This window comes from Nonomuraea wenchangensis (genome assembly GCF_900111685.1).
Classification (GTDB): Bacteria; Actinomycetota; Actinomycetes; order Streptosporangiales; family Streptosporangiaceae; genus Nonomuraea; species Nonomuraea wenchangensis.
The window spans coordinates 36,177-58,880 of record NZ_FOHX01000029.1 but is presented as its reverse complement, the minus strand read 5'-3'; the positions used below and the strand labels follow the sequence as shown (position 1 = coordinate 58,880).

Genomic DNA, 22,704 nt, shown 5'->3' with positions numbered 1-22,704 from the left:
GCCGCGGCGGCGGCGACCGATGCCGGATCGGTGATGTCGAGGCGCAGCGGGACGGCCCCCGGTACGTCGATGAGGTCCGGGCGGCGGGCGGTGGCGTACACCTTGCCGGCGCCGCGCTCCATGAGGGACAGGACGAACTGCCGTCCCAGGCCGCGGTTGGCGCCGGTGACCAGCACATGTGCTCCGTTGATCTGCATGCCGCCTACGCTAGAACCTGACGTTGACGTCAGAGGCAAGTGTTGTGATGGAGGTCACGGTGCGGATCGGCGATCTGGCGGCGCGGACGGGCGTCAGCGTGCGGGCCCTGCGCTACTACGAGGAGCAGGGGCTGCTGAAGGCGAACCGGAGCGGCTCCGGGCAGCGCCACTATCCCGAGTCGGTGGTCGACCGGGTCGACCTGATCCAGATGCTCTACGCGGCCGGCCTGTCCAGCCGGACCATCGCCGAGCTGCTGCCCTGCGTCGAGGCCAAGGTCAGCACTCCGGAGTCCCGGGCCCGGCTGTTCGCCGAACGCGACCGCATCGACGCCCAGATCGCCGGGTTGACCCGTACCCGTGACCGCCTCGACGCGGTCATCGCCTCGACGGGAAGCCCGGCCAGCGGCTGCACGTACATCGCGGACCGGGACGTCGCCACGTGAGGCCAGTGGTACCCCGTCAGACGGGTGCGCCCGGCGCCGAGGTCGAAGGTGCCGCCGACGGCGAGCGGTCCCGGGAACCTGAGTAACCACAGGCCGGTGACATATTCGTTGGATTCTCCGTGCCTGCTTCCGCGACCCCGGGATCGCCCGGGCCTCCGACGAGGCGGCCAAGGTGCCGGAGCTGTCGCGTCCTGGGCGCGAACGCTGCGGGCGCATGCGGCAAAGCCGTCGGACGCGCCCGCAGCAGATCGCACAGCCTACTTGGCGGCCAGGTCCCGCCAGGTCTTGACCTCCTCGGGGGTCAGCGCGCGGGCGAGTACGGCGGCCCGGTCGACGCCGCCGGTCAGCCGCTGCCCGCCGCCCTGGTCAGCGCCGAAGCGGAGCGGACGGGCGGTGCAGCCGGTGATGCCGTCGGAGGTGGCCTGGCCGGTCGCCTTGCGCTCGCCGTCCACGTACACGGTGATGGCGCCGGTGCGCTCCAGGGTGACCACCAGGTCGATCCAGCGGCCGGTCGGCAGGGTGGTGTTGAGGCCGACGTTCGCGCCCGCGCCGATGAAGCGCAGCGTGTTGCCCGGGGTGACGTCGATGAGCACGCCGTCGGTGCCGGGGTCGCCGGACGGCTGGGAGTCGAACAGCCGGCGGTAACCGCTGCCGCCGATCTTCACCTCCGCCGCGAACGTCGCCTCCCGGACCAGCCCGAGCGAGGTCGCGCCGGTCGTCAGGTAGGTGTTCCCGTCCAGCACCAGGCCGCTGCCGCTGGGCGCGGTCGGGTCGTAGGCCGGGGCGCCGCCGGTGACGGCGGCGTGGCGGCCGTTGCCGGAGGAGTCGGTGACCGTGCCGCCCTCCTTCGGATCCCAGGCGACCAGGACCGAGCCGGCCGGGGCCGGGGCACAGGGGTCCAGGGCGAGCACGGCACTGGCCGCGCCCGACCAGGAGTCGCCGGTGACGGTGGCGGCCAGCACGGCCTGCCGGGCGCCGTCGGCCGGTCCCGGGGTGAGGGTGAAGGTGGCGGTGCGGGTCTTTCCTGGCGCCGTGCCGGGCAGGTGGCGGGTGGCCGGTACGACGGTCCAGCCCCGCGGGACGGTGAGCGCCACGTCGGCGGCCGGCACCGCGCGGCGGCGGGTCGCGGTGACCGTGACCTCGGCCTCGAACGGCGTGCCCGGCGTGGCGGTGCCGGGCGCGCTCAGGACGACGGCGGCCTCGTTCTGGATCGTGTACGTCCGGCCCGCGCGGGCGTTCCAGCTCAGCGTGTCGCCGTCGCGGTGGGCGCCGATCTCGTGGCCCTGCTCGTCGTAGACGCGGTAGCGACCGGCGATGAACGGCGACTTGACCTTGATCGGGCCGGAGCTGCCCGGGTGCAGGGTGACGGTGTCGGGCGCGCCGTCCTTCCAAGCGGCGTCCACGGTGACGTCGCCGCGGGCGCGCAGGCCGCTCACCGAGCCGTTCTTCCAGGCCGAGGGCAGGGCGGGCAGCACGTGCACCACGTCGTGCTGGCTCTGCACCAGCATCTCGGCGATGCCGGAGGTGGCGCCGAAGTTGCCGTCGATCTGGAACGGCGGGTGGGTGTCCCACAGGTTGTCCAGGGTGCTGCCCTTGAGCTGCTCGCCGAGCATCTTGTGGGCGTGGTCGCCGTCCAGCAGCCGGGCCCAGAAGTTGATCTTCCATGCCTTGGACCAGCCGGTGCCGCCGTCGCCGCGCGCGCTCAGCGAGACCTTCGCCGCCTCGGCCTCGGGGCTGCCGGGGACGATCTGGTTGCCGGGGTGCAGGGCGTACAGGTGGGAGACGTGCCGGTGGGTGTCGCTGCGATCGTCCCAGTCGCTCTTCCACTCCTGAAGCTGGCCCCAGGAGCCGACGCGCAGGCCCGGGTCCAGCTTGGCCAGTGCGCCGTTCACCTCGGCCTGGAAGTCCTTGTCCACGTCCAGTTTCCTGGCCGCGGCGAGGGCGTTGGTGAACACCTCGCGAACGATCTGCTGCGACATCGACGCGCCGGCCGAGAAGTCGCCGTGCTCCGGCGAGTAGCTCGGTGAGACCACGAGCTTGCCGTCGCGGGGGTCGGTGTGCAGGAAGTCGAGCCAGAACTCGGCGGCGCCCTTGATCACGGGGTAGGCGGTGTCGCGCAGGTACGCCGTGTCGCCGGTGAAGCGGTAGCTGTCGTACAGGTGCTGGGTGGTCCAGGCCGCGGCCTCGGGGAACCAGAAGGCGGTGGACCAGTCGTGCACGCCGGTGAAGCCGAACGGGTTGGTCTCGTTGTTGACCACCCAGCCGCGCGCGCCGTACATGTCCCGGGCGGTCACCCGGCCGGCCGCCACCATGGCCGAGATGTAGCGGTCGTACGGCTTGGTCGTCTCGTGGAGGTTGGTCTGCTCGGCGAGCCAGTAGTTCATCTGGAGGTTGATGTTGACGTGGTAGTCGGCCGACCAGGGCGGGCTGGTGGAGTTGTTCCACACGCCCTGCAGGTTGGCGGGGAGCACGTCGTTCTCCCGGGAGGAGGAGATCAGCAGGTAGCGGCCGTAGGCGAAGAACAGCGCCTCCAGCGCCCGGTCGTCGGCCGAGGCTCCGCCGGTGTAGTTCCTGCGCAGCCGGTCGGTGGGGATGGCGGGGGTCGAGCCGCCGAGGTTCAGCTTCACCCGGTCGAACAGCTTGCGGTAGTCGGCGACGTGCGCGGCCTTGAGCTGGTCGTAGCTCTTGGCGGCGGCGGCGTCCACGGCGGCGGTGACCTTGGCGTGCGGGTCCTCGCCCCGGTAGGCCGGGTGGGCGTCGGCGTAGTCGGTGCCGGCCGAGAGCACGAACACGGCGCTGTCGGCACCGGCGACGGTGATCTTGTCGCCCGCGTCGGTGCGGGTGCCGCCCTGCGTGATCACCTGGACCTGGGCCTCGAACGTCATCTTGTTGTCGGCGAGCCGGCCCCGGATGGTGAGCCTGCCGCCGGAGGCCGTGACGGTCTTGTCGTTGCGCGGCGAGGTGTGCCGCAGCGTGAAGGACACCTTGCCGCCCTGGTCGGCCGAGATCCGGCCGACGATGACGTTGCCGGGGTTGCTGGCGAAGTACTCGCGCTGGTGACGCACGCCGCCGGCGGTGTAGCCGACACGGGCCACGGCCTCGCGCAGGCTCAGCTCGCGGCGGTACTCGGCGGGGTTCGCGGGGGCGCCGGCGAAGTCGAGGAACAGGTCGCCGAACGTCTGGTACGCGCCGAAGCCGGTCTTGGACTGGCCCAGCTTGGCCGCCACGGCGTTGGGCGTCATCTTGCCGTCGCGGTCGATCTGCTGCTGGACCTCGGTGATGGCGCCAGGCCGCGGCGTTCTCCAGTTGCCGAAGTCGTAGCCGGGGGAGCCGGGGCCGCCGGTCCACAGGGTCTTCTCGTTGAACTGGAGCTGCTCGGTCGCGACGCCGCCGAACACCGTGGCTCCCAGGGGGCCGTTGCCGATGGGGAGGGCCTGGCTCTCCCAGTCGGTGGCGGGCTTGTCGTACCAGAGGGTCAAGTCATCGGGTGTCTGATCCGCTGTGGCGGCTGCCGCAGCGGGCGCGGACAGTCCGCTGGCGAGCAGTAAAGCGGCGATCAAGGCAGGGCCTATCCGTCGTCGTCGCGGGGGGTGGGGCACGGATTCCTCCGATCACACAGGCAGTGATCCAAGGAGATAGCAGCGAAACATCCAATTAACAAGAGTTGACATCGGATGTATCGGCGGGTTTTGAGGGGGTATTGCCTCGTCACACCAGTCATAGATGACTTGAGATCCGATGATTCACCGGGCGGGCGGCGGCCGTGTGATCATGCGGATGTCCCGGCATGATCCATGCCGGGGCGGGGCGGTGCTCTTCGCGCCGCGTCGAGGCGGTAGGAGGAGAAGCTCGACGGGGTGAAGGCCGAGCCGCCGGTCTCCCGCTGGCCGGTGCAGCTGACGCAGATGCTGCCGGTCTGCTTCAAACTGGGCGGTGTCGTCGCGATAGTAGGGGTCCTTGACATGGTCGGCGGTGAACTCGCCGTTCCGCGCCGCCGCGATGATGCTCAGCGTCAGGTCGGCGGACGCGGCCGGGGCCCCATGCGCCAGGGCCTGCTCGTGGAAGGCGGCGTCGGGGACGACGGTGCGGGTGAACGGCCGTCCGGTGGCCCGGGACGCGATCTCGGCGACGGTGCCGAAGTCGAGTGCCGCCGCGCCGGTGAGCGGCGGGGTGGGCCCCTCGAAGCGGCCCTCCTCGGCGAGGATCGCGGCGGCAGCTTCGGCGAGGTCGTCGTGACCGGTCCAGGCGACGGGGCCGTCGGCGGGCAGGGCGATGTCGCCGGTGTGGCGAGCGGGCTCCAGGAACTGCAGGGCGCTGGCCGCGGAGAAGCCGTTGCGCAGCGCGGTCCAGGGCAGGCCGGTGGCGCGCAGCAGATCCTCGGTACGGGCGTGGTCCCGGCACGCCTGGAAGCGGGAGTCGTGGGCGGCACCCATCTGGCTGGTGTAGAGGATGCGGCCGACGCCGGCCCGGCGTCCCACCTGTCTGACGTACTTCCTCGTATTCCAGATCCTCGATGGTCCGTCGGCGGCGCTTGTACGGATCCGACGTCGGGCGGCCGGGGCGCGGCCTTGTCGCCAGGCGATGGGCACAGTAGTCCCCTTGCTCACGTCCCCACCAGAGACGTGTGTGTCTGCGGATGCCCTGATGTCCTCGTGAGCTTCAGATGCTGCTGTCGCAGGAGAACGTGGATGCGAGTGGCAAGGACCAGGATCCCGGTCGCGGCGGTCAGGCCGACGGCGGCGAGGAGGGTCAGGTCAGCGATGAAGGCGAGCGGGAGTGGGGCGGCCCGTGCCGGGTTTGCCCTGGTTCAGGGCGATGAGGTCTTCCATGATGGCCTCGACGTCGGCCTCCAGCGGCATGCGACTGTTGGACATCAGCGCGATGCCGTACCCGCTGTTGGGCAGGAGCACCATTGTGGCCGTGGAGGTGAAGAACGATCCGGGGTGCGTGATCTGCCGGGGCCCGCCATAGGGGTCGGGATTGTCCCAGCCGAAGGCGTAGTGGCCGTCGGGGGCGCTGGGTCCATGCAGCTCATGCGGTCCCATCTTGGACAGAACCGCACTCGCCGTGCCGCAGGTGTGCAGGGCCAGCCAGTTGGCGAGGTCGTAGGCGGTGGTCACGATGCCGGCCGAGCCGGCGGCGAACCGATCGGGTTCCGCGCGCGGCCAGGTGAGGCCGAGGAAACGGTTGTGCCCGTCGATGAGGCCGGGCACCGGGTCCTGCCAGCTGTCGACGGTCACGGTCGAGGTCATCCGCAACGGAGCGAACACCTGCTGGGCGAGGTATTCGGCGAAGGGCAACCCGCTCACCACTTCCACCAGCCGCGCGGCGACCCAGTAGTTGGGGTTGTGACAGGAGTGCCGCTGGCCTGGTGCGGCGGCGAACCAGGCGGGGCGCAGGTCCGCCACGGTCTGGCGCAGGGAGTCCGGCTGGGACAGCGCCGCCTCGGGGTAGGTGGTATCCGACATGCCGGAGCTGTGGTCGAGCATCATCGCCCCCGGCCCGAATTCACCCGTGACGAGTCCCGGCCGGCCGGCCAGTGGGCCTACGCCGAATGGGACGCCCTCAACCGATTGTGGCAGGCCGGCGTCCCTGCGGGGTGAGCTGCACGTACGTCCGCCGCGCTCGCTTGTCCTGGTCCTTGCGGACGATGACGTATCCGGCGGCGGCCAGCGCGGAGCGCCACGATCGCGCCCGCGGCGGCCTGTGACAGCAGCCCGTGAGGTGGCAGCCGACCACGGAGCTTTCGCGAATTGGCCTGCCATTCCGGGACCGCCCTGTCGACGAGCGGGAGGATGAGGGCCGACGCGCCCGGCGTTAAGCGGCGGTGGCCTGCGGGCCTTTGGCGAACTCCTGCACGATGCGCTCGCAAAAGGCCGGCAAGTCGTCGGGCGACCGGCTCGTGGTGATGTTGCCGTCGGTGACGACCGGCTCGTCGACCACCTCGGCCCCGGCGTTGCGCAGGTCGGTGCGCACGCTCGGCCACGAGGTCAGCCGGCGGCCCCGCGCGACGTCGGCCTCGACGAAGTTCCACGGGCCGTGGCAGATCGACGCGACCGGCTTGCCCGACTGGACGAAGTCCCGGACGAACCGCACCGCAGCGGGTTCCATCCGCAACTTGTCCGGGTTCACCGTCCCGCCCGGCAGGAGCAGCGCCTCGTAGTCGTCGACCGACACCTCGCCGACCAGCCGGTCCACCGTGAAGGTGCCGGCGTCTTCGAGGTCATGGTCACGCGCCTGGATCTCGCCGCTGGTGATGGAGACCACGACGGTGCGGGCGCCGGCGTCGTCCAGCGCCTGCCGCGGCCGCTCCAGCTCGACTCGCTCCACCCCGTCGGCCGCGAGGATGGCGACCCGGCGTCCGTTCAGCTCTCCGGCCATGTCAGGCACCCGCCATCGCCGGGTGCAGGACGACCTTCGTCCAGCCCTCGTCTCGCTGGTCGAAGTGCTCGTACGCCTCAGGCGCGCGGTCGAGGGGCAGATGGTGGCTGACGATGAAGGACGGTTCGGCCTTGCCCGCGACGATCAGGTCGCGCAGCTGCCGGTTGTACTTCTTGACCGGGGCCTGGCCGCTGCCGATGTGCTGGCCCTTGAACCAGAACATGCCGTAGTCGAAGGCGAGTTTGCCCTGCTTGGCCAGCTCGTCGCCGGCCCCGGGGTCCTGCGGGATGAAGACGCCGACACAGCCGATCTTCCCGGTGAAGCGCACCGAGGCGACCAACCGGTTCATCGTCAGGTTGGGCTGCTCCCGGCCGTCGGGCTCGTGCGCCTGATAGCCGACGCACTCGCAGCCGTTGTCCGCGCCCAGCCCCTTCGTCTCGTCCAGCACGACCTGTACCGGGTCGACCTTGGAGTCGTCGATGGCGATCGCGCCGATCGATTCGGCCAGCCGCAGCCGGTCGGGGTGCCGGTCGACGACCATCACCTTGCTCGCCCCTCGGATGGTCGCCGAGAGGGCGGCCATCAGCCCGACCGGGCCCGCACCGTAGATGACCGTCTGGTCGCCGGGCTGCACGCCGGCCATCTCGGTGGCGTGGTAGCCGGTCGGGAAGATGTCGGCGAGCATCACGTAGTCGGCCTGGCGCTGCTCGGCGTCCTCGCCCAGCCGCAGGCAGTTGAAGTCGCCCCAGGGCACGCGCAACAGCTCGGCCTGTCCGCCGCCGTACGGGCCCATGTCGGCGAATCCGTAGGCGGCGCCGGCCATGTTCGGCTCAGGTTGAGCGGTCAGGCAGTAGTTCGTCAGCTGACGCTCGCAGTTCTTGCAGTGCCCGCACGCGATGTTGAACGGCACGACGACCCAGTCGCCCACCTGGACGTTGTCCACCCCGTCGCCGACCTCGACCACCTGACCCAGGTTCTCGTGCCCGAACCAGCGGCCGGGCTCGAAGTCGGTCCGGCCCTCGTACATGTGCAGGTCCGAGCCGCAGATGTTCGCCGACGTGATCCGGACCAGGACGTCGGTCGGCCGCTCGATCCGCGCGTCCGGCACGTCCTTCACGCTGATCTGCCGCGGCCCCTCGTACACCACTGCCTTCATGACGATCCCCCCGTCGCAGTGCCTCCCTCCCCATGGGCGGCACTCCAGGCCGATACCCCCAGAAAACCCCCCAAACCCACCGCCAGCCGCGTTTAGTGTCCAGACGAGCACTAATCGTCACATAAGAGAGAGTTCGGAACGGCGAACGGCCCCGAACGCCTGCGGATCCTCGCAGCTCCCGAGCCGCCGATCGCCATCAGCGGGCGAATCGCGCTCCTCATACGGGACGCATCGGTCGCGCCACTACGGGTAGTCCATGCCCGGATTCCGCCCGGCTACCGGCGAGGAGCGCCCATGGCCAACAGTGAGCAGCATCGGCCGGAGATCGTCGTCGGGCTCGTGGCGACCCCGCCGGACTATCCGGCGCAGGTGGTCGCGCGGCTCGCCGTCGAGCTGGCCGCCCTGCTCGCCGAGCGGGTGGACCCGGACGTGCGGTGGATCGTCCGGGCAGGCTGGGGTGAAGTGGCTCCGCGTCGCGACGGCGGCGTCGAGGCGCTGCTCGACGATCTCGCCCGCCGACGCGCCGACGCCGGGTGGGACGTCGCGATCTGCCTGACCGACCTGCCGCTGCACACCGAGCGGGTGCCGCTGGTGGCGCAGACGTCCGTCCGGCGCCGGGTCGCGATGGTGTCCTTGCCCGCGCTGGGGCTGCGTCAGCTGCGGGCGCTCCGCGCGGCCGTCCCGGGTCTCGTGGGCCGGCTGCTCACTGACACGTCCGAGGAGCGGGTGCCGCCGGCCGGCCGGGCGCCGGCCGAGCTGACCGGCCAGATCGCCGCCATTCACCGAGTGGTCGGCGAGGCCGATGCCGGGGAACTGGGCTACGTCGCCTCGCGGCTGGCCGGCCGGGTGCGGCTCCTGATCGGAATGGTCCGGGCCAACCGCCCGGGGCGCGCCCTGCTGGGCCTGTCCAAACTGCTGGCCGGCGCCTTCGCCACGGCCGCGTTCGCGCTCACCACCAACACCATCTGGGAGATGGGTGTCGCGCTCGGCGGACTCCGCCTCACCGTGATCATGCTTCTCGGACTGACCGCGCTGGTGACCTGGCTGATCATCGCGCACGACCTGTGGGAGAAACCAGACCGGGACACACCGGCCGAGCTGGCCCGGCTGTTCAACCTGGGCACGATCCTCACCCTCACCCTGGCCGCCGCGGCGTCCTATGTGGTGCTGTTCGCCGGAACGACACTCGCCGCGGCGCTGCTGATCGACACCTCCGTGCTGGAGCAGGACCTGCAGCGGCCGGTCGACCTCACCGACTACCTGACCCTGGCCTGGATCATCAGCTCGCTGGCCACCGTCGGCGGCACGATCGGCTCCGGCCTGGAGGACGAGGACACGGTGCGGGCCGCCGCTTACGGCTACCATCCCGAACCCGGCGGCTGGCGGGACGAGAAGGACACGTAGCTTCCGCCCCGGTCGGGCCAGGGCCCGTCCGCACTGCCGGACGGGCACGGTAGGCTGGCGCCGCCGGTCAGGTGCTCCATGAGCGACAACGCCTTTCCCGAATGCGGCTGCAGCCACACACACGGCCCGAGGAGTCTCGTCATATCAGCAGGTCGAAGACACGGATGGTGCGTGTCCACTCCTTGCTCGCCGGGTTCTTGCGATCAGGCTCCATGGCTCTGATCGCCCTGGCGAGCGCCACGGACAGTCCACCCGCCACGGCCGGCAGCCGGGCCTCGGCTTCTTCGCCGAGCGACAGGTCCAGCGGAGGCAGTGCCGCGAGGTCCGCCAGGATCGATGCCAGGTCCAGTTCCTCGTCCAGGTCCCGGAAGTCGTGCATGCTCTCCTGCAGTCCTTTGGTGATGGGCAGGTCCCAGGGCTGGATGATGTCGCGCCCGTTCGACTTCGCGGCGGCCTCGGCGACGACGAGCATGTCGTGCAGCTTGCGGTTGATGAAGTCGCTGTATTGCTTGAGGTCGGACTTGTCCACGTCCAGTCCCGCAGCGGCGCGGAAGAAGTGCTCGAACCTGGAAACCGCGATCACTGGCATCTGGATCACCGTCCTTGCTGTCGATGCCCTGTCATGGAGAATCTTTCGTGCAACAGGCGTACGGCCATGGCGCCCTCCCCGACCGCGGACGCGACCCGTTTGACCGACCCGCTGCGAACGTCTCCCACGGCGAACACGCCCGGCCGCCCGGTCTCCAGGGGAAGGGCCTCCCTGTGCGACGAGCCGTTTCCCGTGATGACGAAGCCCCGGTCGTCCAGCGCGACGGCGCCCGCCAGCCAGCCGGTGTACGGATCCGCGCCGATGAACACGAACATCGCGTTGGTCTCGATCTCGATGGCGTGCCCCGTCTGGTTGTTCTGGGCGCGGACGGCCCGCAGGGAGCCGTCCCCGAGCAGTTCGCGTACCTCGGTGTGGAACATGATCTCGATGCCGGGCGTCCGGCTGATCGCGTCGATGAGGTAGCGGGACATGCTCTCGCTGAGATCTCCGCCGCGGACGAGCATGCGCACCGACGAGGCGTTCCTGGCCAGGTAAAGGGCCGCCTGGCCCGCGGAGTTGCCGCCGCCGACGATGACCACCGGCGCCTGCCGGCACATGCGCAGCTCGAACGGCGTCGCCGCGTAGTAGACGCCACAACCTTCGTACTTCTCCAGGTCGGGAACGTGGAGCTTGCGGTAGCGAGCGCCGGTGGCGATGAGCACGGCGTGGCCCTGCACAGCGGGCCCGCCCTCGACGAGCACGCTGTAGTGGCCGTTGTCGGACTCCAGCCCGCTCGCCTCGGCCGGTATGGTCAGCCGGGCGCCGAATTTGGCCGCCTGGACGACGGCGCGTTCGGCGAGCTCGGCGCCCGAGATGCCCGACGGGAAGCCAAGATAGTTCTCGATGCGGGAGGAGGTGCTCGCCTGGCCGCCCGTGGCGACCGCGTCGAGCACGACCGTGGTCAGGCCCTCCGAGGCCGCGTACACGCTCGCGGCCAGGCCCGCGGGGCCCGCGCCCACGACGATCAGGTCGCACACGCCGTCGCCGGGCCGTGGCACGGGCAGGCCGATGGTCTTGGCCAGCGTGGCGACGGTCGGGTTGCGCAGCACCTGGTCTCCGCGCCAGATCACGACCGGCGTCTCCTGCGGGGAGATACTGAGCTGGCGCAGCAGCGCCTCCGCCTCCTCGTCCTCCTCCAGGTCGATCCATCGGTGCGGAAGCCTGTTACGGGCGGCGAACTCGCGCAGCCGGCGGGCATCGGGCGAGTAGCGGGAGCCGATGATACGGAACCCGGCGTCCATGCCGATCAGCAGGGTACGGCGGGTCAGGTAGGCGCGCAGGACGAGGTCCCCGAACTCGGGGTCACCGGCCACCAGCGTGCGCACCTGGTCGGCCCGGACGGCCAGGATTTCGCCGGCCTCCCGCACGACCGCGGTCAGGAACCCGACCTGGTGGGTGAGCAGGCCCAGCTCGCCGAGGAAACGTCCGGGGCCGTGCACGGCCATCGTCCGCTCCTCCGCGCTGCCGTATCCCTCGACCGTGGCCACCTTGCCGCGCAGGATCACGATGAACTCACCGGCAGGCTCGCCCTCCCGGTAGAGGACCTCGCCGGGCGACACAGACCTGCGCTCGCCGCACCGCGACAAGTCCGCGATGCGCCGCTCATCCAGCCGGGGATAGGCCCCGTACAGGTCCGGCGTCTCGGGCAGGGTGGCCAGCGACCGCGTCATGACGGCGTCCTCAGCGTGTCCTCGACCCATTCGCGCAACTGGGGTGCCGGGGCCGCGCCGACGCGTTGCGCCACGACGCGGCCCTCGTTGAGCATCATGAGCGCCGGGACGCCCGTGACCGTGAAGCGCTGCGAGAGGGCCGGGGAGCGGTCCACGTCGATCTTGACGAGCTTCACACGTCCCGCCATCTCTTGGGCGACTTGTTCGAGCGCGGGCGTGACCATCCGGCACGGCTCGCACCATTCCGCCGAGAAGTCGACGAGTACCGGCAGGTCGGCCCGTTCGGCGACCTCCGCGAAGGTGTCGTCGCCGGCGTCGGCGATCCACGGCAGCGGCTGGTGGCAGTTGCCGCAGCGGGGCGTTCCCGAGGCGGCGTCCGGAACCCGGTTCGGCCTTCCGCAGTTGGCGCAACGCACAGTGTGCATGTCAGCTCTCCGGGGCGTAGAAGGTGACGTTCAGTTCGCCCTTGTCGGCGCCGACCACGATGGTCGCGCCGTCGGGGATGTCTCCGGTGAGCAGGGCCCGGCCGATCCTGGTCTCGACCTCGCGCGCGATGAACCGGCGCAGTGGCCGGGCGCCGTAGACCGGGTCGTACCCCTGGTTGGCAATGAGCTTGCGGGCCTCCTCGGTGACCTCCAGGGTGAGCCGCCGGTCGGCCAGCCGCTGCCTGATGTCGTTGAACATCAGCTCGACGATCCGCTCGATCTCCGCCTCGGTCAGCGGCTTGAACAGCACGATGTCGTCGATCCTGTTGAGGAACTCGGGCCGGAAGTGCCGGCGCAGCTCTGCCATCACGCCTTCGTGAGCCTCAGGCTTGATCTCGCCGTCGGAGGTGATCCCGTCGAGGAGGTGCTGGGAGCCGATGTTCGAGGTCATGATGATCACGGTGTTGCGGAAGTCGACCGTGCGGCCCTGCGCGTCGGTCAGCCGGCCGTCGTCCAGGACCTGCAGCAGCGCGTTGAAGACGTCCGCGTGGGCCTTCTCGATCTCGTCGAAGAGCACCACCGAGTACGGCTTGCGCCGCACCGCCTCCGTGAGCTGCCCGCCCTCCTCGTAGCCGACATAGCCGGGAGGTGCGCCGACGAGGCGGCTGACCGTGTGGCGTTCCTGGTACTCGCTCATGTCGATGCGGACCATGTTGTCCTCGGTGTCGAACAGGGCCTCCGCGAGAGATCTGGCCAGCTCGGTCTTGCCGACGCCGGTCGGCCCGAGGAAGAGGAACGACCCGATGGGACGTTTGGGGTCCTTGATGCCCGAGCGGGCGCGGATGATGGCGTCGGCCACCAGCCGCACGGCCTCCTCCTGTCCGATGACGCGCTCGTGCAGGATCTGGTCGAGCTTGAGCAGCTTGTCCCGTTCGGCCTCCTGCAGCCGGGCCACCGGGATGCCGGTCCAGCGGGAGACGATGTCCGCGATCTCCCTTTCGGTCACGACCTCGCGCAGCAGCCGGTGGCCGTTCTGCCGGGTGCCCAGCCGCTCCTCCTCGGCGTGCAGCCGGCGCTCCAGCTCGGGCAGCTTGCCGTGGCGCAGTTCGGCGGCGCGGTTGAGGTCGTAGTCGCGTTCGGCCTGCTCAGCCTCCCTGCGCACGGTCTCGATCTCCTGCCGCAGGCTCTGGACCTTGCGCAGGGCGAAGCGCTCGGCTTCCCACTGTGCCCGCATCGCCTCGGCCTCGGCCCGCGCGGCCGCCAGTTCCTCGCGCAGCTCGGCGAGACGCTCCCCGCTGGCCGGGTCGTCCTCCTTGGCCAGCGCGGCCTCCTCGATCTCCAGCCGCATCACCCGCCTGGTCAGGGCGTCCAGCTCGGCCGGCATGGAGTCGATCTCCGTCCGGATCATCGCGCACGCCTCGTCCACCAGGTCGATCGCCTTGTCCGGCAGGAACCGGTCGGAGACGTAGCGGTGGCTCAGTGTCACGGCGGCGACGAGCGCGCCGTCCTGGATCTTCACGCCGTGGAAGACCTCCAGGCGTTCACGCAGGCCGCGCAGGATCGAGATGGCGTCCTCCATCGAGGGCTCGTCGATCAGCACCGGCTGGAACCTGCGCTCCAGGGCGGCGTCCTTCTCGATGTGCTTGCGGTATTCGTCCACCGTGGTCGCGCCGATCATGTGCAGCTCGCCACGTGCCAGCATCGGCTTGAGCATGTTGCCGGCGTCCATGGCGCCCTCGGTGGCCCCGGCTCCGACCACCGTGTGGAGCTCGTCCACGAACAGCAGGATTCGTCCCTCCGCCGCCCGCACCTCGTTCAGTACGGCCTTGAGGCGCTCCTCGAACTCCCCGCGGTACTTGGCACCGGCCACGAGCGCGCCCATGTCCAGGCTGAAGATGGTCTTGTCGCGCAGTCCCTCGGGGACATCGCCGCGGACGATGCGCTGGGCCAGGCCCTCGACGACCGCCGTCTTGCCGACTCCGGGATCGCCGATCAGGACAGGGTTGTTCTTGGTCTTGCGGGAGAGGATCTGGATCACCCGCCGGATCTCCTCGTCGCGGCCGATGACCGGATCGAGCTTGTCCGCCCGGGCGTCGGCGACCAAGTCGCGCCCGTACTTCTCCAGCGCCTCGTAGGCCACTTCCGGCATGGCTGAGGTGACGCGCTGATTGCCCCGCACGGCGGTGAGCGCCTCCAGGAATCGATCCCTGCTCAGGCCCTGGCCGTGCATGAGACGTCCGGACGCGGTCGTGGATCCCTCTTCGATGAGGGCCAGCAGCAGGTGCTCGACGGAGACGTACTCGTCCTTGAGCCGGCGTGCCTCCCGGTCGGCGGCGTCGAGCAGCCGCGACAGGCGCTGGGTGACGAATACCTGGCCGGGTGCGGCGCCCGGGCCGCTGACCTTGGGCCGTCGCGACAGCTCGTCCTCCAGGTCGGCGTGCAGGCGCCGCGGATCGGCGCCGGCCTGCTCCAGCAGCCTGGGCGCCAGCCCCTCGGGCTGGTCGAGCAGGGCCAGCAGGAGGTGCTCGCCGTCGACCTCGGTGTGGCCGAAGCGCAGGGCCTTGGTCTGGGCGTCGTGCAGGGCTTCCTGCGACTTCTGCGTCATCCTGTTCGGGTCCACTTCAGCCCCCTTGCGTGGTCGTGGGGCGGTCGCGCAGGGCGGCCTCCAGCTCCCCGATCCGGTCGAGGAGGTCGATCACCACGCCGATCGCGGCGTAGTTGATGGACAGTCCTTCGTGCAACCGCTGGATGCGGGCCGCCGCCGCCACCTGGGCGGGCATGAAGCACAGCTCCCCCCTGGCGTCCCTGACCGGCTCCAGCAGGCCGAGCGCCACCAGCCGGCCTACGACCTGCGGGTGCAGACCCGTGGCCCGCGCGTAGGCGTCGGGGTCGAGCCGGACCTGGCGAACGAGCGCGTAGCTCATGAGCGCCTCCTGGGGTCGAAGTGCGAGACGGCGGCGAGCTGCTCGAACAGGCGTCGCTCCTCGTCGGTGAGCCTGGGCGGCACCATGATCCGGGACTCGGCGTAGAAGTCGCCCGCGACCCCGCGCGGATGGGGCATGCCGCGGCCTTTCAGGCGCAGGCGGCGGCCTGTGGATGTGCCCGGCGGCACTTTCACCTTCGCCTCGCCGCCCGGCGTGTCGACGGCGACCGTGGCGCCGAGGGCCGCCTCCCAAGGAGTCAGCGGCAGCGGGGCGTAGATGTCGCGGCCCTCCACGCGATAGCGGGAATGGCCGGCGATCCGCACGACAAGGTAGAGGTCACCTGGCCGGGCTCCCTCACTGCCGTGCCCGCCCTGGCCGGCGAGCCTGATCCGCTGCCCGTTCGTCACACCGGGCGGGATCGTGACATCCACTCGCCTGCCCCCGGACAGCGTGATGCTGCGGCGTCCGCCGTGGTACGCCTCCTCCACGGTCAGCGTCAGCTCCGCCTCCTGGTCGGCGCCGGGCACCGGTCCCCACTGCCGTCTGCTCCGGCCACCGAACATGCCGCCCAGCAGGTCCTCCAGGTCGATGCCCTCGTCCGCGCCGAAGCCGAAGTCCTCGGCGCCGCGCCACCGGCCACCCCCTGCGCCGGCCCCTGCGCCGGCCCGTGCACCCGCGCCCGCTCGGCTGCGTGCGCGGGCCCAGTCCGCGGGATCGACGTCGGGCGGCACCTGGCGGAAATCGTGTCCGAACGCGTCGTAGCGGCGACGCGTCTCGGGGTCGGAGAGCACACTGTAGGCCTCCGAGATCTCCTTGAACCTGTCCTCGGCGCCGGGATCCTTGTTGACGTCGGGGTGGTGGGCGCGCACGAGCTTGCGGTAGGCCCGCTGGATCTCGTCGGCGTCGGCGTTCCGGTCGACGCCGAGCACCTCGTAAAAGTCCCGGCGTTCGGCCATCACTCCACCTTCTTCGCGACGGCCACGATCGCCGGCCTGAGCTGCCGTTCGCCGTCGCCGTAGCCGGGCCTGAGCACCTCCACCACGGTGCCCGGATCGACGCCTTCGCGTTCGACTGTCGTCACCGCCTCGTGGCGGGCGGGGTCGAAGGGCACACCGGTCTCGTCGTGACGGGGGTAGCCGAGCTTGCCGAGCAGGGTGACCGCCTGGTCCCGTACCGCTCGTACCCCTTCAAGCACGGCGTCCCCGCCACCGTCACCACGGGCTGCGTGGCTCAGCGCGAGCTCCAGGTTGTCCAGGACGGGCAACCACTCGGCCGCCACCTTGGACCTTTCCTCGGCCCTGATCCGCTCGGCGTCGCGTGCGATGCGCTTGCGCACGTTGTCCAGCTCCGCGACCGACCGCAGCCACCGATCCTCCAGCTCCCCCAGCTTCGCGTCAGTCTCCGTCGGCGCCGCTTCTTCCGCGAGTGCCTCTTCGCTCCGCGTGGTGGGCATGCCGGCCTGGTCCTGGGTGTCGGATCTGTGCTCGTTCATGTCACTTGGGCTCCGAGGTGGTGAATTCGGCGTCTATCACGTCCTCGTCACTGTCGGCGGGAGCGTGCTCCGTCCTGGCCTGCGGCGGCACGCTCGGCCCGCCGCCCGCGGCGGCCCCGAGTCCGTGATAGATCTGCTGCAGCTCTCCGCTGAGCGCGCGCAGCCGGTCCACCGGCGCCTCTTCCTTGATCGCCTGCCTGGCGTCCTGAACGAGCTGCTCCGCCCGCGCCTTCTCGTGCACGGGTACGGCATCGCCGAGCTCCTCCAGACGGCGTTCCACCTGGTAGGCGACCGAGTCCAGCTCGTTGCGCGCGTCGATGGCCTCCCGGAGCCTGAGATCCTCCGTACGGTGCTGCTCGGCGTCGGCGACCATCCGCTCGATCTCCTGCTTGTCCAGGTTGGAGCTCTCGCTGATGGTGATCCGCTGCTCGGCACCGGTGTCCTTGTCCCGGGCGGAGACGTTGAGTATGCCGTTGGCGTCGATGTCGAAGGTGACCTCGATCTGCGGCACTCCCCGCGGCGCCGGCCGGATGTTCTCCAGCCGGAAGCGCCCGAGCACCCGGTTGTCGGCGGCGCGCTCCCGCTCCCCTTGCAGGATGACGATGTCGACGGCGTTCTGGTTGTCCTCGGCGGTGCTGAAGACCTCGGTGCGGCGCGCCGGGATCGTCGTGTTGCGCTCGATGACCTTGGTCATCAGGCCGCCGAGGGTCTCCACGCCCAGCGACAGAGGCGTGACGTCGAGCAGGACGACGTCCTGCACCTCACCCTTGATGATCGCGGCCTGGACCGCCGCGCCGATGGCGACGACCTCGTCCGGGTTCACCGTCATGTTGGGGTCCTTGCCGTCGGTCAGCCGGCGCACGAGATTCTGCACGGCGGGTATCCGGGTCGACCCCCCGACGAGAATCACCTCGTCGATGTCCGCGGGCCTGAGCTTGGCGTCCTCCATCGCCTGCTCGACGGGATGGACGCAGCGCTGGACCAGATCGGCGGTGATCTGCTCGAACGTGGAGCGCATGAGCGTGGTGTTGAGGTGCTTCGGCCCCGAGGCGTCCGCCGTGACGAACGGCAGGCTGATCGTGGTCTGGGTGACTTCGGAGAGCTCGACCTTGGCCTTCTCCGCCGCCTCGAACAGGCGCTGCAGGGCCTGCGGGTCGTTGCGCAGGTCGATGCCCTGGTCCCGCTGGAACTCGTCGGCCAGGTGGTCGACGATCCGGCGGTCGAAGTCGTCACCGCCGAGATGTCCGTCCCCGGAGGTGGCGCGGACCTCGACCACGCCTTCGCCGATGTCCAGGATGCTGACGTCGAAGGTGCCACCGCCCAGGTCGAAGACCAGCACGGTCTCGTTGGCCTTCTTGTCCAGCCCGTACGCGAGCGCCGCCGCCGTCGGCTCGTTGATGATCCGCAGGACCTCGAGCCCCGCGATGCGGCCCGCGTCCTTGGTCGCCTGGCGCTGGGCGTCGTTGAAGTACGCCGGGACGGTGATGACCGCCTCGGTCACCTTCTCGCCGAGGTACTTCGCCGCGTCCGCGGCCAGCTTGCGCAGCACCAGCGCAGAGACCTCCTCCGGCGCGTACTGCTTGTCACCGACCTGGAAGCGCACGGCTCCCTGGGGCCCCTCCACAACGTCGAAGGAGACGGCGTGCTGCTCGCTCTGGATCTCGTCGTAGCGGCGGCCGATGAAACGTTTGGCGGAATAGATCGTTCCTTTCGGGTTGAGGATGGCCTGGCGGCGGGCCAGCTGGCCGACCAGCCGTTCGCCCTGATCGGTGAACGCCACCACGGACGGTGTCGTCCGGGAGCCTTCAGCGTTGGGTATCACCGTGGGGTGGCCGTCCACCGTGGCGGCGATCACCGAGTTGGTGGTACCGAGATCGATGCCGACTGCCTTCGCCATTTCTCGCTCCCCCTCGTACTCCTTTTCGGGCTCTATCTGGTCATTCCTCGGAGCAGTTCATGGGCTTTGGCCGCCTGCTCTGACTCGACGAGGACCTCGTACTTGTCAGCGACGAGGGTGCTTTCGGAGACGAAGTCCCGCTGACCGCGCAGCATCGCGTGTGAGATCAGGCCGAAGACCGCTCCTGCCACCGCGCCCCATAGCAGCCCCCACAACATCAGGGGCAACCCGGCTGCGACGGTGGTGGAGAAGATCGCCAGGAACAGGCCGATGAGGAACCCGAACCAGGCTCCGCCCGCCGCACCCCACCCGGCTGCCCGCAGATGGGTCATGCGCGCGATGACCCGCTCCAGCGAGTGCAGGCCGGTGCCGACGATGAGTGTGCCGCCTACGGGGAACCCGTGATCGGACAGGTAGTCGACGACCTTTTGCGCCTCCTCGTAGCTGCCGTAACTTCCGATCGGTTCGCGGTCGGTCATGATGGGGCCGGACGGCGCGACGGACACGGCGCTCCTCCTTACCTCCTCAGGCCGGGACCCCCTGAGACCACGATGGGCCGGGCCCGGCGGCCTGCGCCTTGGGCACGGTGATGACGCTCCATTCCTTCCAGGCTTTCGCACGCTCTTCGGGGCCACATCCCCCAGGTGGGTAGTCATCGCCGCGGCCCCGTGCCGGCGCGGTTCAGGCGTGCTTCCCGCCGGGCGGTGGGTCGAAGCCATCCCGTGTCTGCTCCGCCGCGAGCCGCGCGAGCTCGACCCGGGACCTGATGCCCAGCTTGCGGAAGACCTGCCTCAGGTGGAACGCGACCGTGTGCACGCTGATGAACATCTGTTCGGCGATCTGCGGGTTGGTCCAGCCGTCCGCCGCGAGCGACGAGACAGCGTGCTCGGTCTCGGTCAGGCTGTCCCAACCGGAGACCGGCCGTTCGGCGTAGCTCCAGTGCCGGTGGCGCACCCCCATGCCGCGCAGCCTCCAGCGGACGCGCGCGGCGTCCCTCACTGAGCCGATGTCGTCGTAGGTGCCCAGGGCGCGCTCCAACCTCTGTGTGGCCTCCACGCGCCGGCCTTCGGCGGCGAGCACCTTGCCGAGGTCCTCCTCGGCGGAGGCTCGCGCCCACACGTCCTCGGCCCGCCCGGCGGCCAGGGCGAGGGCGTCGCAATCCCTCTCGAGCAGGCCCCGGGCATGCGCGGCGGCGGCGCCCAACGCCGGAAACTCATGGTTGGCCCCGCCGAGTGCCTCCGCGGCGGCGACCACGAACTCGGCCGCCGCCCGGTCCTCCGCGTCCAGGGCGACCCGGGCCATCCACGGGCCGGCCGCAGGCTCGATGGTGAGCATCAGCGGGCCGGGCAACTCGGCGAGCAGGCTCATCGCACTGCGCGGCCCGTCGCGGGCCTCCGCGACCTGCGCGGCCAGCAGGGCGTGCCGCAAGCGTGCCTCGGGCGTTCCCCCGGGCTGTTCCCCGAGATGATGCGCCGCTCCCTGCAGGTCGCCGCGCCGCAGCGCTACGGCGGCAAGCACCGCGCAGGCCGCCGCGACCGACAGCGGCGTGTCGAGCGCGCCTGCCAGGTCCAGGGCCCGCCTCGCCTCGGTGACCGCGTCGTCGAAACGGCCCGCGAGCAGTTCCAGGCGGGCCTCCAGCGCCGAGGCGTCCGCGGCCCAGGCCAGATGACCGTGGCCGAACATGTCCTTACGCGCCTGGCGCAGCATTGCCCGCGCCTCGTCCAGCCGCTGGACGTCGACGAGCACGCCGACCGCGATCAGGCAGGCCTCGTAGCGGCGTTCCTTGGGAGGACCGGCCCCGGCCGGCCGGCCGGCGCTCTCCGCCATGGCCAGCGCGCTGGAAAGCCTGCCCTCGTGCCGCTCCGCGGTGGCCAGGGCAACCAGCGCGGCGCTCCTGACCGCGGGACCGTAGCGGCCCTTCCCGTCGATGACCTCCTGCGCGTACGCCCGCGCGGTGCCGTCGTCCCGCAGGCGCGCCGTAGCGTACAGCTGGACCAGGGTCGCCCTCTCGCGTAGATGGCCGGGCAGACCCGGGACCACCAGCACCTTCTCGGCCTCGTGGATCGCTTCGTCTCCCCTGCCCGTCAGGTACATCGTGTCCGCCAGCAGGCAGCGCAGTTCGGCCGAACCGTGCACGGAGCCGTGCTCGGCGAGGCGGCTCCGTGCCATCTGCTCGGCCTCGTGCAGCCGCCCGCTGGCGATCGCCGTGTCTATGCCGATAGAGGCCGGGCCGGTGAGCAGGCCCCACCCTCTCGGAGCCCATGAGAACACACCGGACTGGTCGAGCAGGGACTGCCGCACCGATGGAGGGATGCCCGCGGCCACGATGCCTGCGACCAGTTCGTGACGGAAGGCCAGACCGTTTTCGGTCACGATCAGGATGCCCGCCGCCGTAGCCTCCTCCGTGACGGCAAGCAGCGCGGCCGGCGTGGTGTCGAGCAGCGACGCGGCGTGCTCCAGCGACAACGAGCGGCCGAGCACCGCGATCGTCTCCACCAGGCTCCTGGCCTTCGCGCTCAGGGTGTCGATCCAGCCCCGCACCACGATCCGCAGCCGACCGGGCGCGCGGGCACGCACTGCGTCCCGCAGCAGTCCCTCATCGCGCAGCCCCACGATCAGCTCGGTGATCAGCAGCGGATTGCCGCCGGCTCCCGCCACCAGCGTCCGCGTCGCGGGGTCGGACGGCCTCCCGAGAATGTCCGCCGTCAGCGCGGCGACCGCGGCCGGTGACAACGGCGCGAGCGTCACCCTCTCGGCCCCCTCTCGCTCCAGGACGTCGAACAGCGACACGGCCTGGCACGCGATCGGCGCGGTCGAGCGGGACATCAGCCAGCTGATGGGCCGGTCGGCCAGCAGGACATGCAGAGTGTGCACCATCCTCAGCGTCGCCGGGTCCGCCCGCTGCAAGTCGTCGAGCACGACCAGCACAGGCCCCGTGGCCAGCCGCTCGAGGCCCACCCGCAACCGCTCCAGGACCAGCGGGCCGGAGCGGGTGGAGCCGTCGCCGCCTTCCGGCTCGGACCGCAGGCCGAGGGCCTTCAGCAACATGCTGCACGGAGCGAGCTCGCCCAGCTCCTCCACCCTGCCCTGCACGACCCCGACCCCGCGTTCGGACGCCTCGGCGACGGCTTCGGCCAGCAGCCGGCTCTTCCCCGACCCCGGCTCGCCGTCCACCAGCAACGTCCCGCCCCCACCTCCCCGCAACTTCTGCAGCAGGCCATCGACGAGACGCCATTCCCGATCGCGTCCCCGCATGATTCCTCCCACGGAGCGCCTGCCACGACAGGAAACGGAGAATCCCATGCCCGACAAGATCTTTCGCTCCTGAGCCGGGACGACTACCCGGCTGGGGGATGTGACCCCACGCCCGCCCTCCGAAGCTCGAACAGAGGCATGCCCGCCGAGGTAGGGAAGGGGTGAAGGAGATGGCGGAAACCGGTTATGCGCCGTTAAATCGTACGGTGGACAAGACGAACCGCGTGCTGCGGGAGATCGAGGAGGCGCACGGCTGGACGTCTGAGCGCCGCAACCAGTCATACGCCGCCTTGCGCGCCGTGCTGCACGCGCTGCGCGACCGGCTGACCGTGGACGAGAGCGCCCAGCTCGCCGCCCAGTTGCCGTTGCTGATCCGCGGGGTCTACTACGACGGCTGGCGACCGAGCACCGTGCCGGTCAAGGCCCATCGCAAGGAGTTCCTCGACCGCGTCTCCTGCGAACTGGCCTTCGAGCTCCAGGAGAGCGAGGAGGATCTGGTCAAGAAGGTTTTGCACGCGCTCAGGAAGCACATCAGCGACGGCGAGTGGGAGGACGTGAAGTCCACCGTGCCGAAGGACCTGGCCTCGATCTTGCCCTGATCGCCGGCTTGATCCCCGATCAGCGACACACCTACGGGGCCTGGGCCGCCGCCCGGTGGAGCATGACCGACCTGCCCGCGCTGATCGAGCGCCGCTGCTCGCCGGCTACACCCTCCACCAACTGCGCCACTCCCGGCTGACCCACTTGGGCGAGGACGGCTGCTCGGCTTCCATGCACGTGATCCTGTCCGGCCACCGGAACCTGCGCACCCTCGGTCCAGGCCGTCGATGGTGGGGTCGCACAGGAAAGGGCCCGGAACGGTGAGTGGTCC

The 22,704-nt window shown here is 70.5% G+C and carries 20 protein-coding genes and 1 pseudogene; 4 read left to right on the top strand and 17 right to left on the bottom strand.

The features are described 5' to 3' along the window. Window positions 1-197: pseudogene (locus BMW85_RS47015) on the bottom strand (short-chain dehydrogenase); the annotation flags it as partial. A 59-nt stretch (window positions 198-256) separates the two neighbouring features. Between BMW85_RS47015 and BMW85_RS47010 the strand changes: the two are divergent. After that, entirely contained in the window at window positions 257-640 is a 384-nt protein-coding gene (locus BMW85_RS47010) for a MerR family transcriptional regulator (RefSeq protein ID WP_091094270.1), read from the top strand. A 257-nt stretch (window positions 641-897) separates the two neighbouring features. Here BMW85_RS47010 and BMW85_RS47005 read toward each other — a convergent pair whose 3' ends face one another. The 6 genes from BMW85_RS47005 to BMW85_RS46975 form a co-directional block, all read right to left on the bottom strand. Further along, window positions 898-4,119, bottom strand: coding sequence for a glycosyl hydrolase family 95 catalytic domain-containing protein (locus BMW85_RS47005; RefSeq protein ID WP_091094265.1), 3,222 nt, complete (start codon window positions 4,117-4,119; stop codon window positions 898-900). Window positions 4,120-4,383: 264 nt separating this feature from the next. Further along, complete coding sequence (locus BMW85_RS46995; RefSeq protein WP_245775483.1) at window positions 4,384-5,118, bottom strand: Rossmann-fold NAD(P)-binding domain-containing protein; 735 nt, start codon at window positions 5,116-5,118, stop codon at window positions 4,384-4,386. 276 nt (window positions 5,119-5,394) lie between these two features. Continuing rightward, window positions 5,395-6,129, bottom strand: coding sequence for a serine hydrolase domain-containing protein (locus BMW85_RS46990; protein ID WP_281249707.1), 735 nt, complete (start codon window positions 6,127-6,129; stop codon window positions 5,395-5,397). Between the two features lie 76 nt (window positions 6,130-6,205). Continuing rightward, the gene (locus BMW85_RS52750; protein WP_393185603.1) at window positions 6,206-6,379 is read right to left on the bottom strand and encodes a transcriptional regulator; all 174 of its coding nucleotides are present in this window, start codon (window positions 6,377-6,379) and stop codon (window positions 6,206-6,208) included. Between the two features lie 78 nt (window positions 6,380-6,457). Then, entirely contained in the window at window positions 6,458-7,021 is a 564-nt protein-coding gene (locus BMW85_RS46980; RefSeq protein WP_091094263.1) for a type 1 glutamine amidotransferase domain-containing protein, read from the bottom strand. A gap of 1 nt (window position 7,022) precedes the next feature. Beyond that, a complete protein-coding gene (locus BMW85_RS46975; RefSeq protein ID WP_091094262.1) occupies window positions 7,023-8,177 on the bottom strand; it encodes a glutathione-independent formaldehyde dehydrogenase in 1,155 nt (384 codons plus the stop codon). Window positions 8,178-8,471: 294 nt separating this feature from the next. Here BMW85_RS46975 and BMW85_RS46970 point away from each other — a divergent pair, with 294 nt between their 5' ends. Continuing rightward, on the top strand, window positions 8,472-9,581 hold the full coding sequence (locus BMW85_RS46970) for a hypothetical protein (protein ID WP_091094261.1): 1,110 nt from the start codon (window positions 8,472-8,474) through the stop codon (window positions 9,579-9,581). A 139-nt stretch (window positions 9,582-9,720) separates the two neighbouring features. On the opposite strand, the gene BMW85_RS46965 is transcribed toward BMW85_RS46970, so the two are convergent. The 10 genes from BMW85_RS46965 to BMW85_RS46920 form a co-directional block, all read right to left on the bottom strand. After that, window positions 9,721-10,170: a DUF1931 family protein gene (locus BMW85_RS46965; RefSeq protein ID WP_091094269.1), complete on the bottom strand. Its 450-nt coding sequence runs from the start codon at window positions 10,168-10,170 to the stop codon at window positions 9,721-9,723. Window positions 10,171-10,175: 5 nt separating this feature from the next. Beyond that, a complete protein-coding gene (locus BMW85_RS46960; protein WP_218156252.1) occupies window positions 10,176-11,840 on the bottom strand; it encodes an FAD-dependent oxidoreductase in 1,665 nt (554 codons plus the stop codon). Continuing rightward, window positions 11,837-12,265 carry a thioredoxin gene (trxA, locus tag BMW85_RS46955; protein WP_091094259.1) on the bottom strand — a complete coding sequence of 143 codons (429 nt, stop codon included), beginning with the start codon at window positions 12,263-12,265 and terminating at the stop codon, window positions 11,837-11,839. The genes BMW85_RS46960 and trxA overlap by 4 nt, the downstream gene beginning before the upstream one ends. Window position 12,266: 1 nt before the next feature. Next, on the bottom strand, window positions 12,267-14,870 hold the full coding sequence (clpB, locus tag BMW85_RS46950; RefSeq protein WP_218156254.1) for an ATP-dependent chaperone ClpB: 2,604 nt from the start codon (window positions 14,868-14,870) through the stop codon (window positions 12,267-12,269). 16 nt (window positions 14,871-14,886) lie between these two features. Beyond that, a complete protein-coding gene (locus BMW85_RS46945) occupies window positions 14,887-15,189 on the bottom strand; it encodes a chaperone modulator CbpM (protein WP_091094257.1) in 303 nt (100 codons plus the stop codon). Further along, a complete protein-coding gene (locus tag BMW85_RS46940; RefSeq protein ID WP_091094256.1) occupies window positions 15,186-16,145 on the bottom strand; it encodes a DnaJ C-terminal domain-containing protein in 960 nt (319 codons plus the stop codon). Before BMW85_RS46940 ends, BMW85_RS46945 begins: the two co-directional genes overlap by 4 nt. Then, window positions 16,145-16,681, bottom strand: coding sequence for a nucleotide exchange factor GrpE (locus tag BMW85_RS46935; protein ID WP_177241256.1), 537 nt, complete (start codon window positions 16,679-16,681; stop codon window positions 16,145-16,147). The genes BMW85_RS46940 and BMW85_RS46935 overlap by 1 nt, the downstream gene beginning before the upstream one ends. Before the next feature lies 1 nt (window position 16,682). Continuing rightward, window positions 16,683-18,578: a molecular chaperone DnaK gene (gene dnaK, locus BMW85_RS46930; protein ID WP_091094255.1), complete on the bottom strand. Its 1,896-nt coding sequence runs from the start codon at window positions 18,576-18,578 to the stop codon at window positions 16,683-16,685. Window positions 18,579-18,610: 32 nt separating this feature from the next. Then, entirely contained in the window at window positions 18,611-19,084 is a 474-nt protein-coding gene (locus BMW85_RS46925; RefSeq protein WP_218156251.1) for a YflT domain-containing protein, read from the bottom strand. A gap of 175 nt (window positions 19,085-19,259) precedes the next feature. Then, complete coding sequence (locus BMW85_RS46920) at window positions 19,260-21,833, bottom strand: AAA family ATPase (protein ID WP_177241255.1); 2,574 nt, start codon at window positions 21,831-21,833, stop codon at window positions 19,260-19,262. Window positions 21,834-22,039: 206 nt separating this feature from the next. Between BMW85_RS46920 and BMW85_RS46915 the strand changes: the two genes are divergently transcribed. Together BMW85_RS46915 and BMW85_RS52260 are read left to right on the top strand one after the other, a co-directional pair. Further along, window positions 22,040-22,432 carry a DUF2267 domain-containing protein gene (locus tag BMW85_RS46915; protein ID WP_218156250.1) on the top strand — a complete coding sequence of 131 codons (393 nt, stop codon included), beginning with the start codon at window positions 22,040-22,042 and terminating at the stop codon, window positions 22,430-22,432. Between the two features lie 8 nt (window positions 22,433-22,440). After that, entirely contained in the window at window positions 22,441-22,572 is a 132-nt protein-coding gene (locus tag BMW85_RS52260; RefSeq protein ID WP_281249706.1) for a hypothetical protein, read from the top strand. The last annotated feature ends 132 nt before the right edge of the window (window positions 22,573-22,704 follow it).

Excerpts from the sequence above, each read along its gene's own strand:
- BMW85_RS46945 (WP_091094257.1), bottom strand. The coding sequence starts at position 15,189 with ATGAGCTACGCGCTCGTTCGCCAGGTCCGGCTCGACCCCGACGCCTAC.
- BMW85_RS46965 (WP_091094269.1), bottom strand. The coding sequence starts at position 10,170 with ATGCCAGTGATCGCGGTTTCCAGGTTCGAGCACTTCTTCCGCGCCGCT.
- BMW85_RS46975 (WP_091094262.1), bottom strand. The coding sequence starts at position 8,177 with ATGAAGGCAGTGGTGTACGAGGGGCCGCGGCAGATCAGCGTGAAGGAC.
- trxA (WP_091094259.1), bottom strand. The coding sequence starts at position 12,265 with ATGCACACTGTGCGTTGCGCCAACTGCGGAAGGCCGAACCGGGTTCCG.
- BMW85_RS46990 (WP_281249707.1), bottom strand. The coding sequence starts at position 6,129 with ATGCTCGACCACAGCTCCGGCATGTCGGATACCACCTACCCCGAGGCG.
- clpB (WP_218156254.1), bottom strand. The coding sequence starts at position 14,870 with ATGACGCAGAAGTCGCAGGAAGCCCTGCACGACGCCCAGACCAAGGCC.
- BMW85_RS46920 (WP_177241255.1), bottom strand. The coding sequence starts at position 21,833 with ATGCGGGGACGCGATCGGGAATGGCGTCTCGTCGATGGCCTGCTGCAG.
- dnaK (WP_091094255.1), bottom strand. The coding sequence starts at position 18,578 with ATGGCGAAGGCAGTCGGCATCGATCTCGGTACCACCAACTCGGTGATC.
- BMW85_RS46940 (WP_091094256.1), bottom strand. The coding sequence starts at position 16,145 with ATGGCCGAACGCCGGGACTTTTACGAGGTGCTCGGCGTCGACCGGAAC.
- BMW85_RS46960 (WP_218156252.1), bottom strand. The coding sequence starts at position 11,840 with ATGACGCGGTCGCTGGCCACCCTGCCCGAGACGCCGGACCTGTACGGG.
- BMW85_RS46935 (WP_177241256.1), bottom strand. The coding sequence starts at position 16,681 with ATGAACGAGCACAGATCCGACACCCAGGACCAGGCCGGCATGCCCACC.
- BMW85_RS46980 (WP_091094263.1), bottom strand. The coding sequence starts at position 7,021 with ATGGCCGGAGAGCTGAACGGACGCCGGGTCGCCATCCTCGCGGCCGAC.
- BMW85_RS46970 (WP_091094261.1), top strand. The coding sequence starts at position 8,472 with ATGGCCAACAGTGAGCAGCATCGGCCGGAGATCGTCGTCGGGCTCGTG.